Origin of the sequence: Rhodococcus sp. AH-ZY2 (assembly GCF_030916465.1) — a bacterium.
In the GTDB taxonomy this organism is placed as follows: domain Bacteria; phylum Actinomycetota; class Actinomycetes; order Mycobacteriales; family Mycobacteriaceae; genus Rhodococcus; species Rhodococcus ruber.
In genome coordinates, this window is sequence record NZ_CP126458.1 from 3,086,997 (window position 1) to 3,100,842 (window position 13,846).

Below are 13,846 nucleotides of genomic sequence, written 5' to 3' on the forward strand. Positions count from 1 at the left end.
CGTCATGAGGGTTGTGATCATGAGCTGTCGTCACTAGCCGCCCCGACCTCCCGACCACGGCCAGTAAGGACATCATGACCGACAGCGAGAACACCCGGCGCGAAGACGGCTGGAGCTTCGAGACCAAGCAGATCCACGCAGGACAGCCCGCCGGCGGCGACACCCGCGCCCGCGCCCTGCCGATCTACCAGACCACCAGCTACACCTTCGACAACACCGACCACGCCGCCGCCCTGTTCGGCCTCACCGAACCCGGCAACATCTACACCCGCATCATGAACCCCACCCAGGACGCGGTCGAACAACGCATCGCCGCCCTCGAGGGCGGCGTCGCCGCCCTGCTCCTCGCCTCCGGCCAGGCCGCCGAGACCTACGCCATCCTCAACCTCGCCGCCGCCGGCGACCACCTCGTCGCCAGCCCCTACCTCTACGGCGGCACCTACAACCTGCTGCACTACACCCTGCCCCGCCTCGGCATCGAGGTCACCTTCGTCGACGACCCCGACGACCTCGACCAGTGGCGCGCCGCCGTCCGCCCCACCACCCGCGCCTTCTACGGCGAAACCATCGCCAACCCCAAAAACCACCTCCTCGACATCCCCGGCGTCGCCGCCGTCGCCCACGAGCACGCCCTGCCGCTGATCGTCGACAACACCGTCGCCACCCCCTACCTGATCCGCCCCCTCGAGCACGGCGCCGACATCGTCGTGCACTCGGCCACCAAATACCTCGGCGGCCACGGCACCGCCATCGCCGGGGTCATCGTCGACGGCGGCACCTTCGACTGGACCGCCGCCGGACCCGACGGCACGGCCCGCCACCCCCAGTTCACCACCCCCGACCCCAGCTACCACGGCGTGGTCTACGCCGACCTCGGCGCCCCCGCCTACGCCCTCAAGGCCCGCGTGCAACTGCTGCGCGACCTCGGCGCCGCGGTCTCCCCGTTCAACGCCTTCCTCATCGCCCAGGGCCTCGAGACCCTGAGCCTGCGCATGGAACGCCACGTCGCCAACGCCGGCAGGGTCGCCGACTTCCTCGCCCGCCGCCCCGAGGTCACCGCCGTCGCCTACGCCGGCCTCGACTCCTCCCCCTGGCACCAGCGCGGCCGGGCTCTGGCCCCGCGCGGGACCGGCGCGATCGTCACCTTCGAACTCGCCGGCGGCGTCGACGCCGGCAAGAAGTTCGTGAACGCGCTGACCCTGCACAGCCACGTCGCCAACATCGGCGACGTGCGCTCGCTGGTCATCCACCCCGCCTCGACCACCCACTCCCAGCTCACCGCCGCCGAACAACTCGCCGCCGGCGTCACCCCCGGCCAGGTCCGCCTCGCCGTCGGCATCGAACACATCGACGACATCCTCGCCGACCTCACCACCGGCCTCGAGGCGGTCGCGTCTTGACGGCGCGCGTCGACCGGCGCCACGTGGAACTGCCGCCGGAGGACGGCCGTCTCGGGACCGTCGACATCGGGCCGCTGACGCTCGAGTCCGGCGCCACCCTGCCCGACGTGACGGTGGCGGTGCAGCGATGGGGCCGGCTGTCGCCGTCACGCGACAACGTCGTCCTCGTCGAACACGCCCTCACCGGGGACTCGCACGTGACCGGGCCGGCCGGACCCGAACACCCGTCGCCCGGCTGGTGGACCGGGATGGTCGGTCCGGGCGCGCCGATCGACACCGACACGTGGTGCGTTGTGGCGACGAACGTGCTGGGCGGCTGCCGCGGCACCACCGGACCGGGTTCGCCCGCCCCGGACGGCAAGGCGTGGGGCTCCCGGTTCCCCGGCATCACGGTGCGCGACCAGGTCGCCGCCGAGGTCGCGCTCGCCGATGCGCTCGGCATCGACAGGTTGGCGGCCGTGACCGGCGGGTCGATGGGCGGCATGCGGACGCTCGAGTGGATCATCGGGTATCCGGAACGGGTGCAGGCGGCCCTCGTCCTTGCCGTCGGGGCCCGCGCCACCGCCGACCAGATCGGCACCCAGACCACGCAGATCGCCGCCATCACCGCCGACCCGGACTGGCAGGGCGGGGACTACTACGGAACCGGACGTGTGCCGCGGACCGGGCTGGGCATCGCACGGCGGATCGCGCACCTGACCTACCGGACCGAGGGCGAACTCGACACCCGCTTCGCGAACTCCCCCCAGGGAAGCGAAAACCCCTGGAACGGAGGGCGATACGCGGTACAGAGCTACCTGGAGCACCAGGCCGACAAACTCGTCGCGCGGTTCGACCCCGGTACGTACGTCGCGCTCACCCAGGCCATGAATCGGCACGACGTCGGACACGGGCGGGGCGGTGTGGCCGCGGCACTCGGCTCCACCCCGGTACCGACGATCGTCGCCGGTGTGGATTCCGACCGCCTGTATCCGCTGCGCCTGCAACAGGAGATCGCCGACGGCCTGCCGGGCTGCGACGGGCTGCGCGTCCTCGAGTCCCGGGACGGTCACGACGGTTTCCTCACCGAGGCCGGCGCCGTCGCCAAACTCCTGACCGAGCTCGTCACCCTCGCACGAGGCTGAGGGCCGCGCGCCGCCGGGCCGCCGCGGCCCGGCGGCTCATCCGGTGCCGAGCGGATCGATCGAGACCGCCAGCGCGATGACGAGTCCGCCCACGACGAGGAGCGCGGACACGTCGAAGGCCCGGCTGCGCACGGCGAGCACCCCGACCTCGTCCTCGGGGACCCACAGGCGCAGCAGACCGGCGAGCAGGGTGGCGCTGCCGAAGACGAACGCGCCACGACGCCACCGGTCCGCCACCACGAGGATCACCGCCGCAGCGATGACGACCGTCACCGCCAGCAGCGGCAGGTTCCGCCGGGCCAGCCGCAACCAGCGCTCCGCGCCGGCCAGGTGCACCACGGGCTCAGCGGCCGGCGAGCTGTTCGGCTCGCTCGACCACGTTCGCCAGCAGGAACGCACGGGTCAGGGGTCCGACGCCACCGGGGTTGGGCGAGAGGAACCCGGCCACGTCGCCGACGTCGGCGGCCACGTCGCCGCGCAGGCCCTCCGGGGTCCGGCTCACCCCCACGTCCAGGACCGCCGCACCCGGCTTGACCATGTCCGCGGTGATCAGTCCCGGCACACCCGCAGCGGCGACGACGATGTCCGCACGCCGCACCTCCGCCGCGAGATCCTTCGTGCCGGTGTGGCAGAGGGTGACCGTCGCGTTCTCGCTGCGGCGGGTGAGCAACAACCCGATCGGGCGGCCGACGGTGACGCCGCGGCCCACCACCACCACGTGGGCACCCGCGATCGGGACCTCGTACCGGCGCAGCAGATGCACGATGCCGCGCGGCGTGCACGGCAGGGCCGCCTCCTTGCCGAGAACCAGGCGGCCGAGGTTGATCGGGTGCAGACCGTCGGCGTCCTTGTCGGGATCGATGCGCTCGAGCGCGGCGTTCTCGTCCAGGTGCTTCGGCAGCGGCAACTGCACGATGTAGCCGGTGCAGCCAGGGTCGGCGTTCAGCTCGTCGATCACCGCGTCGAGCTGCTCCTGCGTCGTGTCGGCGGGCAGGTCGCGGCGGATCGAGTTGATGCCGACCTTGGCGCAGTCGTTGTGCTTGCCGCGCACGTACGCCGCGGATCCCGGGTCGTCGCCGACGAGCACGGTGCCGAGCCCGGGGGTGATGCCCTTCGCCTTCAGCGCGGCCACGCGGGCCTTCAGGTCCTCGAAAATCTCGTCGCGGGTCGCTTTGCCGTCCAGGATCGTCGCAGTCACGACCACCATTGTCTCAGGTCGCCCGGCAACGTCGGACGCAGCCTCACCGGCGGAGGTGCTCGCGTACCCGGACAGCCGCGCGTCCGGCACCGCACGGCCGTCCGCCCCGGGCGTGGACGGTCCCCGGCGGCACCGCCGGAGGTGCGGCTGGCAAGCTGAATCGGTGTTCCGAGTGATGTTCTACGAGCCGCGCATCCCACCCAACACCGGTAATGCGATCCGCATGGTGGCCGGGACCGGCTGCGAGCTGCATCTGGTGGAGCCGCTCGGATTCGATCTCTCCGAGCCGAAACTGCGGCGTGCGGGCCTGGACTACCACGATCTGGCGTCGGTGAGCGTGCACGAGGACCTCGAGACCGCGTGGGCCGCGCTGCGGCCGGAGCGGGTGTACGCATTCACCGCACATGCGAGCGTGTCGTATGCCGCGCTCGAGTACCGGCCCGGCGACGTGTTCCTCTTCGGGCCGGAACCCACGGGACTGCCCGACGAGGTGCTCGCCGATCCCCACGTCACGACCCGGGTGCGGATTCCGATGCTGCCGGGCCGGCGCTCGCTGAACCTGTCGAACGCGGCGGCGGTGGTCACGTACGAGGCGTGGCGTCAGCACGGTTTCGCGGGGGCCGTCTGAACCGGCCGGGCAACGGACCCATCCACGCCGGGGACGGCCCCGAATCCCCTTCGACGCCGCGCGGAGCCTCGTCGTGGGGAAACGCCGCAACTGTGGGAACGTGGAACGGGGAGGTGGAGACGTCGTGACTCTTGTCGTGCTGGTCGACCGCGACGGTCGGGAAGTGGGAACGGCCGAGAAGGTGGCAGCCCACCGCCCTCCGGCTCCGCTGCATCGCGCATTCTCGGCGTTTCTGCTCGATGCCGACGGCAACGTCCTGCTGCAGCGCAGGAGCCTGGACAAATACCACTTCGCCGGCCTGTGGGCCAACAGCTGCTGCGGGCATCCGCTCCCGGGTGAGAGCGTGCTCGAGGCCGCGGCCCGGCGCAGCTGGGAGGAACTGGGTGTGCACCCGTCGGGCCTGCGAGAGGTGGCCTCGGTCGTCTACTCCGCCCACGATCCGGGTTCGTCGCTCATGGAGCACGAATTCGACCACGTCGTCGTCGGACGCGTGCACACGGCGCCCCGTCCCGTCCCGAGCGAGGTGGCCGAGGTGCGGTTCCAGTCCCTCACCGAGGTCGTGCGCGACGTGGAGCAGTCCCCCCAGGTGTTCGCGCCGTGGATGCCGCACGTCCTCGGCGCGGTGCTACCGTCGCTGGCCCGGTAGGCCGGCGGCTCCGTCCCGGGCGACGGCCCGGACGTCGGTGTCCCGCCTCTCGTTGCGCTGCACGAAGAACGGACTCCGCATCGAATCGTTATACGTCGTTATCATTTCGTGATTTTCCCGCGTCGGCCGTGACACCGGCGCCGGGGACTCTCGGTATCCGGACCGATTCCGGGGCACCCGGCGACGCGCTCGCCGCCCGGCAGTCGGACGAACGACTCGGAGAACAGACATGGCGGCACCACATCTTCCCCACCGTCCGAAGAATCCGTCGGCACTGCTCGAGGATCCACACGCAGGCGTCGCCCTCACGGGCGTCCTCACGGTCGTGGGTGCGCTCGTCGCCGTGGCCATGGTCGGTTCCGCGCTGCTGGCCGTCGCCCTCGCCGCCATCGTGGCAGGCGCCGTGGCGATCGTCGCCGCCGCGATCTGACGGCAGGCCGGACGCTCCCGTGCGAGCGCGCCCGGTCAGACCCCGACTTCCACGTCGCGGCCGGACTGCTGCCAGGCCACGGTTCCGCCGGTCACCGACACGGCGTTGATGCCACGTCCGACCAGATAGCCGGCGGCCTGCGAACTGCGTCCACCGACCGCGCAGATCACGTAGACCGTGTCCGCGTCCGGAATCTCGTCGGCGCGGGCGACGAACTCGCTGAGCGGGATGAGCGTCACCCCGGGCACCCGCACCTGCAGGTACTCGTCGCGCTCACGGACGTCGATGACGGGGGCACCGGCGGCGAGCGCGGTGTCCAGGGTGGCCAGGCCGACCTCACGCATCCTGGTCGTTCCTCTCCGGGTTCGGGACTGGTTCCGGTCTGCCCCGCCGCGCGACGAGCCGGACGACCACGTAGACGACGGCTGCGCACACGGCGAGAAACCCCACCCACGGTAACGCGACCCCCAGAGCGACCACCGACCCGGCCAGCGCCGAGCGCAACGCACCCCATCCGGCGAGGACCCCGTCCACGAAACTGTCCCGGTCCGCCCGGCGCTCCGCCGAGATCTCCACGGTCAGCGTGGACAGCTCGATCTGGTCGGCGAGGTAGCGCTGCTGGGCGACGAGACCGTCGAGTTCGCTCTGACGCTGCGCCAGCGCGTTCTCTGCCTCGATGAGGTCGGCGGTGGTCGCGGCCGAGGCCATCAGCGCGCGCAACCGGTCCACCGACGACTGCAGGGCCGCGATCCGCGCCTCGAGATCGGTGTACTGGAGCGTGACGTCCTCGCGGGTGGTGGTCAGGCTGGTCACGTCGCCGAGCCCGCGGATGTCCTCGATCGTCCCGGTGAGCCGGTCCGCCGGCACCCGGACGGTCAGCACACTGGCGGCGCCCGGCTGCTCGGTGACCGAGTCCACCCGGCCGCCGGCCGCCTCGACGAGCGTCACCACCTGTCGTCCGGCAGCGACCGGATCGCCGGCACGCAGCACCAGGTGCCCGGTGACGATCTCCTTGCGCGAAGTGGGCTGCGCGTCCGCAGGTGCCGATTCGCGGGTGCCGTCGGACAGGGACGGCTGCGGTGGTGCGGCCGCGGTTCCGTCACCCGCCCCCTCGCCGCCTCCGGCGCATCCGGCGAGGAACAGCAGGGCGAGCAGGATCACCAGCGGGCGTCGCATGCCGCAGGATGCTAACGGAAGTCGCGGGACTTTCCGGTGATGCGCAGATCCATGCGCTGCAACCGGTCCGCGACCACCGTCACCGCTCCCTCCGCGTTCTGCACCCGTCCGCGTACCAGCAGCGCCGGTGCGGTGTGCGCGAGCGTGCGGTACCGCGCCCACAGCCCCACGGAACACACCACGTTCACCATCCCGGTCTCGTCCTCGAGGTTGAGGAAGGTCACGCCCTCGGCGGTCGCGGGTCGCTGCCGGTGCGTGACCGCGCCCCCCACGAGCACCCGCGCCCCGTCGGCGACCTGCAGCAGCTGCGCCGCCGGCACGACGCCGAGCGCGTCGAGCTGCGGGCGCAGGAACTGGGTGGGATAGCTGTCCGGGGAGATCCCCGTCGCCCACACGTCCGCGGCGGCCAGCTCGACATCGCTCATGCCGGGCAGTGCGGGGGCCTGCGTCGACGCGCCGACGCCGGGCAACCGGTCCGGCCGTTGCGCCGCAGCCGCGCTCGCCGACCACAGCGCCTCCCGGCGGGTGATACCGAGGCCCCCGAGGGCTCCCGCCGTGGCGAGGGCCTCGGCCTGGACGGTGCTCAGCTCGACCCGCCGGGACAGTTCCGGGAACGACGCGTAGGGGCCGTGCGCCGTGCGCTCGGCGACGATCCGTTCGGCGAGCGCGTCACCGAGGTGGCGGACCGCGCCGAGGCCGAGACGCACGTCCCGGCCGCGGTTCTCGGTGGTGGCATGGGCGAGGCTCACGTTCACATCCGGTCCGTGGACCACGACACCGTGACGGCGGGCGTCGGCGACGAGGGACTGCGGGGAGTAGAACCCCATCGGCTGCGCGCGCAGCAGGCCCGCACAGAATGCCGCCGGATGATGCAGCTTGAACCACGCCGAATAGAACACCAGGGCCGCGAAGCTCTGCGAATGACTCTCGGGGAAACCGAAATTCGCGAAGGCATAGAGCTTCTCGTAGATGCGGTCGGCAACGTCGCCGGTGATGCCGTGCCGCTCGCGCATGCCGTCGTAGAGCCGGCCGCGCAGCCGTTCCATCTTCGCGGTCGAACGCTTGGCCCCCATCGCCCGGCGCAACCGGTCGGCCTCGGCCGCCGTGAACCCGGCGGCGTCGACAGCCATCTGCATGAGCTGCTCCTGGAACAGCGGCACCCCGAGGGTGCGTTTCAGGGCCTTCTCGAGGCAGGGATGGTCGTAGGTGACGGGTTCGAGCCCGTTGCGGCGCCGGATGTACGGGTGCACGGACCCGCCCTGGATGGGACCCGGCCGGATGAGCGCCACCTCGACCACCAGGTCGTAGAAGACGCGTGGCTTCAAGCGCGGGAGGGTGGCCATCTGCGCGCGGGACTCGACCTGGAAGACCCCGACGGCGTCGGCGCGGCGCAGCATCTCGTACACCCCTTCCTCCGCGAGATCGAGACGAGCGAGATCCACCGTGACTCCTTCGTGCTCGGCGACGAGGTCGATCATGTAGTGCAGCGCGGACAGCATGCCCAGCCCGAGCAGGTCGAACTTCACCAGTCCCGCGGCGGCACAGTCGTCCTTGTCCCACTGCAGCACGGTGCGGCCCGCCATCCGGGCCCATTCGACCGGGCACACGTCGGCGACGGGACGGTCGCAGATCACCATCCCGCCGGAATGGATGCCGAGGTGGCGCGGCAGTCCTTCGACCTGTGCGGCGAGTGCGAGGACGGACGGGGGGATGTCGGTGTCGGTCTCCTGTTCCACGCCGTGCCACCTGGTGACCTGGCGACTCCAGGCGTCCTGCTGGCCCTGCGCGTAGCCGAGGGCCCGCGCCATGTCGCGGACGGCGGACTTGCCGCGGTAGGTGACGACGTTCGCGACCTGAGCGGCGTGGGTCCGCCCGTACTTGGCGTAGACGTGCTGGATGGCCTCCTCCCGCCGGTCGGACTCGATGTCGATGTCGATGTCGGGGGGTCCGTCGCGTTCCGGGGACAGGAAGCGTTCGAAGAGCAGCTCGTTGCGGACCGGGTCGACGTTGGTGATGCCGATGGCGTAACAGACGGCAGAGTTGGCGGCCGAACCTCGCCCCTGGCAGAGGATGTCGTTGTCCTTGCAGAAGGTGACGATGTCGTGCACCACGAGGAAGTAGCCGGGAAAGTTCAGCCGGCCGATGACATCGAGTTCGTGCTCGATCTGCCGGTAGGCCGCCGGATCGTCCTCGGGGGTGCCGTAACGGTGCCGCGCCCCGTGCAGGGCGAGTTCGCGCAGCCGGCTGAGTTCGGTGTGCCCCTCGGGTACGTCGAACGGGGGCAGGTTCGGGGCGATGAGCCGCAGGTCGAACGCACAGTCCCGGGCGAGTTCGGCGGCCCGGCGGACCGCACCGGGGTGGGCGGCGAACAGGTGCGCCATCTCCGCGCCGGAACGCAGGTGGGCGCCCCCGGTCGGGAGGAGCCGGCCCGCGGCTTCGTCGAGACTCTGCCGGTCGTGGATGGCGGCCAGCGCTGTCGCCAGTCGCCGGCGGTCCGGCGTGGCGTAGTGGGCCGCGGTGCTGGCGATGCACGAAAGACCTCGGCGATCGGCGAGTTCCGCGAGCAACGCGTTGCGTTCGCCGTCCTCGGGGAGGCCGTGGTGCGTGAGCTCGACCGTGACCCGGTCGGCGCCGAAGCGCTCGACGAGGTCGCACAGGGCCGTCTCGGCCGCCTCGGGGCCCCCGACCTCGAGGGCTCGGCGGACGTGCCCGCGGCGGCAGCCGGTGAGGATCTGCCAGTGCCCGCCGGCCGCATCGGTGAGCGCGTCGTAGTCGTAGCGCGGCCGGCCCTTCTCCCCACCGGTCAGATGCGCGGCGGCGATCTCGCGGGACAACCGCCGATACCCCTCCTGCCCGCGCGCGAGGACCAGGAGGTGCGTCTCGTCCGGCGCTCCGGCGGCGAGGGAGAGTTCGGCGCCGAACACGGTGCGCATCCCCAGTTCGCGGGCAGCTTCGGCGAAGCGCACGACGCCGTAGAGACCGTCGTGGTCGGTGAGCGCAACGGCTTCGAGGCCGAGACGCACCGCCTCCTCCACGAGTTCCTCGGGACCGGAAGCACCGTCGAGGAAGCTGAACGCCGAGTGGGCGTGCAGTTCGGCGTAGGGCACGACGGGCCCGTCGGGCGGCCGGACGCGCGGTTCGTACTCTCCGCGGGTGCGCGACCAGGCGGGACTGTCGCTGCCGTCACCGGGGAATTCCACGTCGCGCCGGGGCCGGCCCGACAACACGCGTTCGAGCTCCGACCAGGTCGGCGGCCCACTCCCCCAGCCCATCCCCGCACCGCCTTCGGCTCGACCGTCCTCGCTCATCGTACATATGTTCGAATTGCGCGGCCCGCCGGGCGGGACGGTCACCGCCGCAGTTCCGCCGACGTTCCCAGCCGCCCCAGCTTGTGGGGGTTGTTGACCGCGTAGAGGCGGGTGATCCGGCCGTCCTCGACCACCAGACTCACCGCAGCGGCTGCGCCCTCCACCTCGAAACGTGCGCCCGGCATCCCATTGAGCCAGGCACCGGCCGCCACGAAGCCCGGGGCCTGGGCGAGGCGGATCAGCAGCGCCGCCAGCTTCTCGGCTCCGGCGATCGGCTTCCGGGCCGCCGGCACCACCCCGCCGCCGTCGGCGATCGCCACCACGTCCGGGGCGAGCACCTCCATCAGGCCCTGCACATCGCCCGTCGCGAGGGCCGTCATGAACTTCTCGACCACCGCCAGCTGCTCGGCCGGCTCCACCCGCATCCGCGGTCGCCGCGCCGCGACGTGCCGGCGGGCACGGTGGGCGATCTGCCGGACCGCGGCCGGGGTCTTGCCCACCGCCTCGGCAATCTCGTCGTAGGGCGTATCGAACATCTCACGCAGGACGAACACTGCCCGCTCGACCGGACCGAGGGTCTCCAGCACGGTGAGCATCGCGATCGAGACGCTCTCGGCGAGTTCGGCGTCCTCGGCCACGTCGGGAGTCGTGAGCAGCGGCTCGGGCAGCCATTCCCCGACGTACTCCTCGCGTTGCCGCGCCAATGCCCGCAGCCGGTTGAGCGCCAGCCGGGTGACGATCCGCACCAGATAGGCCCGCGCGTCCCACACCTGCGTCCGGTCCACGTCCGCCCACCGCAGCCACGTCTCCTGGACGACGTCCTCGGCGTCGGCGGCAGAGCCGAGCATCTCGTAGGCGACGGTGAAGAGCAGGTTGCGGTGGGCGACGAACGGGTCGTCGGTCACGACTTCGACGCTACGGCGAGCGGCTCGAGATTGCAGGCGGCGGACAACCCCTGCGACTCGATGCCGAACGCGGTGTTGGAGCGGGTCATGAAGTTCGTCAGCGCGATGTAAGCGGTCAGCTCCACCATCGCGGCCGGGCCGAGTGCCTCCAGCAGCCGGGCCGACAATTCGTCGGTGACCGTCGGCGGCGTCTGCGTCATCGCCTCGGCGTACTCCATGACGTCGCGCTCCAGCGGCGTGAAGACATCCGACTCACGCCACCGTGGCACCTCACGCGCCTTCGCCACGTCCAACCCCTTGTTGTGGGCATGGAAGTAGCCGAGATCCAGGCAGAAACTGCACCCGACCAGGCTGGCCACCGCCATATGGGCGAACGACTTCAGGTTCTCGTCACACCGGTCCCACTTCTGGATCCGGCGACCGACCCCGAAGCCGAAGTTCAGCACCTTCCGGTTGTGCCACATCACCCCCACCCCCTCGGGCACGTCCCCGAGCATCTTCCGGGACATCCGCTCGACGAGCGCGCCGTAGATGCCGGTCAGCTCCGCCTTCGGGATCCTGGTGCTGCTGGTCATGATTCCTCCTTCGGTTGCTTGCTCTCTCGGCATGGAGACACCGGCCACGAATCGAATGTGACATTCGAGCCGGCAGCCACTCCGGCCGCTGCGAATCCGCCGTCCGAGGCTCCCGCGGTCGGGCGCCCGGCCCAGCAGCGCGCGATCCGGACCCGACAGCAGATCCTTCTCGCCGCCGCGCGGTTGTTCGCCGACAACGGCGTGCACGGCACGGCCCTCGCCGAGGCCGCAGCCTCGGCCGAAGTGACCAAGGGAGCGCTGACCTTCCACTTCCCCACCAAGGACGCCCTGGTGCAAGCGTTGATCAGCGAACAGCAACAGCGCACCCGTGCCGCGATCGGCACCGTCCTGCACGCCGACGGCCCCGCCCTCGAGCAGCTGGTCGCGCTCACCCATGCGCTCGGACGGTTGTTCAGCGAAGATCTGATCGTCCAGGCCGGACTGCGGCTGACCGGCGAGTACGAACGCGCCGACCGCGAGGCCTACCGAAGCTGGATCACGGTGTTCGAAGCCCTGTTCCGGCGTGCGTCGGACGAAGAGGAACTGAGCGCCCGACTGGACCCGGCCGCGCACGCCCGGTTCCTCGTCTCCTCCGTCGCGGGGGTGTACCTGCTGTCGATGGTTCTCGCCGACCGCGCGGACCTCGAGGCCCGCCTCGACCAGATGTGGGAGCTGTTGCTCCCCAGCATCGTCCGGGCCGATCGGCACGATCGGATCCCGGCGATCCGCTCTGCGCGCTGACGGGTCCCCTGCCGGTTCGCGACGAGAAGGCGGTTCCCGCGGCACCGGCCGAGCCTCGGGCCCGGCAACCACCCGCTCGTCAGAGGAACCCCCCCGTTCGGTCCGCCGGGAGCACCCGCGCACACCGGTCCTTTCGGGGTTGTCCCCCAGTCCGATTTCCGGTGTGTGCCCGGATGTGCCGCCCCGCCCGCCGCAGCAGTATCGATCTCGTGAAGCGGGTCCTGCTGCAACTCTCCGGCGCGCTCGTCGCCGTGATCGTCGTCCTCACGGCGATCGCGGGCGGCCTCGTCGCGCACGCGTGGAACTCGGCGGTGGTCGACACCACCGGCCGGGTCACCTTCGACCGTGCGCTGCGCATCCCGCCGCTCGCGACGAGCACGATCGCACCCGACGGGGTCCGCGTGTTCGACCTGACCATGCAGCGCGGCACCACGGACCTCGGGCACGGTCCCGGCACCCGGACCTGGGCGTGAACGGGTCGTACCTCGGGCCGACGCTGCGTGCCGGCCGCGGCGAACAGGTCCGGGTGAACGTCACCAACGAGCTCGACGAGGCGAGCACCCTGCACTGGCACGGCATGCACCTGCCGGCCGCCGTGGACGGCGGCCCGCACCAGCCGATCGCCCCGGGGGCGACGTGGAGTCCGCAGTGGACAGTCGACCAGCCGGCCGCGACGCTGTGGTACCACCCGCACCCGCACGGCACCACCGCCGACCACGTCTACCGCGGGATCGCCGGACTGTTCCTGCTCGACGACCCGGCCGGCGGTCCACCCCTGCCCGACCGGTACGGGATCGACGACATCCCACTCGTGGTGCAGGACAAGCGGTTCGACCGTGACCAACTCGCCACCGACGGCGCGATGTTCGCCGCCGTCGGCCTCCTCGGCGACGAGATCGTCGTCAACGGCACCCCGCGGCCCTACCTCGACGTCACCGCCGAGCGGATCCGGCTGCGGTTGCTCAACGCCTCCAACGCTCGCGTGTACAACTTCTCCTTCGACACCGGTCTGCCGTTCCTGCTCGTCGGCACCGACGGCGGCCCGCTCACGAATCCGGCACCGATGCGCCGCATCCAGCTCTCCCCCGGTGAGCGCGCCGAGATCGTCGTCGCGCTGCCCGCGGGCGCGACGACCGTGCTCCGCAGTACCCCGCCGGACCTGGGTGCGGACTTCTGGCAGACCAGGTTCTCCGGCGGTGACGACGAGTTCGACATCCTCGAGCTGCGCGCCGCGCGCACGCTCACGCCCAGCACGCAGGTGCAGGGGGAACCGGTCACCCACGAGGATCCCGGTCCCCCCGCCGTCACACGGCACCTGGACCTCACCGGCTCCGGCACCATCGACGGCCGCGAAACGGACATGTCCCGGATCGACCAGACCGTCGCCGCCGGCGCCACGGAGGTGTGGGAGGTCCGCAACAGCAGCGGCACGATCCACAACTTCCACGTCCACGGGACGAGCTTCCGCGTTCTCGGTGACGGCCACCCCGCCCTGTCCGGCCCGAAGGACACCGTCTACATCGCACCGGGGCGCACCGTCCGGCTGCTGATGCGGTTCACCGGTCACCCCGATCCCGCGGCGCCGTACATGTACCACTGCCACCTGCTCCGGCACGAGGACGACGGCATGATGGGGCAGTTCGTCGTCGTCGACCCGGGTGCGGCGCCGCCACCCGAACCGCCCGCCCACACCGCCGTCCACGAGTAGCGTGCGT

Annotated in this window: 13 protein-coding genes and 1 pseudogene; 7 read left to right on the forward strand and 7 right to left on the reverse strand. The window is 71.4% G+C overall.

Annotated elements, in window-relative coordinates; translation table 11 throughout:
* Positions 1 to 74 precede the first annotated feature (74 nt).
* Positions 75 to 1,400 (forward strand): bifunctional o-acetylhomoserine/o-acetylserine sulfhydrylase, encoded by a 1,326-nt coding sequence (locus tag QNA09_RS15295; RefSeq protein WP_308071964.1) that lies wholly within the window; start codon positions 75 to 77, stop codon positions 1,398 to 1,400.
* A 23-nt stretch (positions 1,401 to 1,423) separates the two neighbouring features.
* Positions 1,424 to 2,524, forward strand: a complete 1,101-nt coding sequence (locus QNA09_RS15300; RefSeq protein ID WP_029540125.1) for a homoserine O-acetyltransferase — start codon at positions 1,424 to 1,426, stop codon at positions 2,522 to 2,524.
* 36 nt (positions 2,525 to 2,560) lie between these two features.
* On the opposite strand, the gene QNA09_RS15305 is transcribed toward QNA09_RS15300, so the two are convergent.
* On the reverse strand, positions 2,561 to 2,863 hold the full coding sequence (locus QNA09_RS15305) for a DUF3017 domain-containing protein (RefSeq protein ID WP_010595525.1): 303 nt from the start codon (positions 2,861 to 2,863) through the stop codon (positions 2,561 to 2,563).
* A gap of 4 nt (positions 2,864 to 2,867) precedes the next feature.
* The gene (locus QNA09_RS15310; protein ID WP_010595526.1) at positions 2,868 to 3,722 is read right to left on the reverse strand and encodes a bifunctional methylenetetrahydrofolate dehydrogenase/methenyltetrahydrofolate cyclohydrolase; all 855 of its coding nucleotides are present in this window, start codon (positions 3,720 to 3,722) and stop codon (positions 2,868 to 2,870) included.
* 163 nt (positions 3,723 to 3,885) lie between these two features.
* On the opposite strand from QNA09_RS15310, the gene QNA09_RS15315 reads away from it, so the two are divergent.
* The 3 genes from QNA09_RS15315 (at position 3,886) to QNA09_RS15325 (ending at position 5,426) form a co-directional block, all read left to right on the forward strand.
* Positions 3,886 to 4,350: a tRNA (cytidine(34)-2'-O)-methyltransferase gene (locus QNA09_RS15315; protein ID WP_010595527.1), complete on the forward strand. Its 465-nt coding sequence runs from the start codon at positions 3,886 to 3,888 to the stop codon at positions 4,348 to 4,350.
* A gap of 124 nt (positions 4,351 to 4,474) precedes the next feature.
* Positions 4,475 to 4,996 carry an isopentenyl-diphosphate Delta-isomerase gene (gene idi, locus QNA09_RS15320; RefSeq protein WP_040272413.1) on the forward strand — a complete coding sequence of 174 codons (522 nt, stop codon included), beginning with the start codon at positions 4,475 to 4,477 and terminating at the stop codon, positions 4,994 to 4,996.
* 229 nt (positions 4,997 to 5,225) lie between these two features.
* Positions 5,226 to 5,426: a hypothetical protein gene (locus tag QNA09_RS15325; protein ID WP_010595529.1), complete on the forward strand. Its 201-nt coding sequence runs from the start codon at positions 5,226 to 5,228 to the stop codon at positions 5,424 to 5,426.
* A 35-nt stretch (positions 5,427 to 5,461) separates the two neighbouring features.
* Here QNA09_RS15325 and QNA09_RS15330 read toward each other — a convergent pair whose 3' ends face one another.
* The 5 genes from QNA09_RS15330 to QNA09_RS15350 all read right to left on the reverse strand — a co-directional run bounded on the left by QNA09_RS15330 (position 5,462) and on the right by QNA09_RS15350 (position 11,390).
* Positions 5,462 to 5,770, reverse strand: coding sequence for a rhodanese-like domain-containing protein (locus QNA09_RS15330; protein WP_010595530.1), 309 nt, complete (start codon positions 5,768 to 5,770; stop codon positions 5,462 to 5,464).
* The gene (locus QNA09_RS15335) at positions 5,763 to 6,602 is read right to left on the reverse strand and encodes a DUF4349 domain-containing protein (protein WP_010595531.1); all 840 of its coding nucleotides are present in this window, start codon (positions 6,600 to 6,602) and stop codon (positions 5,763 to 5,765) included. Before QNA09_RS15335 ends, QNA09_RS15330 begins: the two co-directional genes overlap by 8 nt.
* Positions 6,603 to 6,613: 11 nt before the next feature.
* Positions 6,614 to 9,874, reverse strand: a complete 3,261-nt coding sequence (locus QNA09_RS15340) for an error-prone DNA polymerase (protein WP_040272411.1) — start codon at positions 9,872 to 9,874, stop codon at positions 6,614 to 6,616.
* A gap of 77 nt (positions 9,875 to 9,951) precedes the next feature.
* Positions 9,952 to 10,815 (reverse strand): RNA polymerase sigma-70 factor, encoded by an 864-nt coding sequence (locus QNA09_RS15345; RefSeq protein ID WP_040272409.1) that lies wholly within the window; start codon positions 10,813 to 10,815, stop codon positions 9,952 to 9,954.
* Positions 10,812 to 11,390, reverse strand: a complete 579-nt coding sequence (locus QNA09_RS15350; RefSeq protein WP_040272407.1) for a carboxymuconolactone decarboxylase family protein — start codon at positions 11,388 to 11,390, stop codon at positions 10,812 to 10,814. Before QNA09_RS15350 ends, QNA09_RS15345 begins: the two co-directional genes overlap by 4 nt.
* A gap of 57 nt (positions 11,391 to 11,447) precedes the next feature.
* On the opposite strand from QNA09_RS15350, the gene QNA09_RS15355 reads away from it, so the two are divergent.
* Both QNA09_RS15355 and QNA09_RS15360 read left to right on the forward strand, forming a co-directional pair.
* Positions 11,448 to 12,131 (forward strand): ScbR family autoregulator-binding transcription factor, encoded by a 684-nt coding sequence (locus QNA09_RS15355; RefSeq protein ID WP_052455294.1) that lies wholly within the window; start codon positions 11,448 to 11,450, stop codon positions 12,129 to 12,131.
* A 173-nt stretch (positions 12,132 to 12,304) separates the two neighbouring features.
* Positions 12,305 to 13,839, forward strand: a pseudogene (locus QNA09_RS15360) (multicopper oxidase family protein).
* Positions 13,840 to 13,846 lie beyond the last annotated feature (7 nt).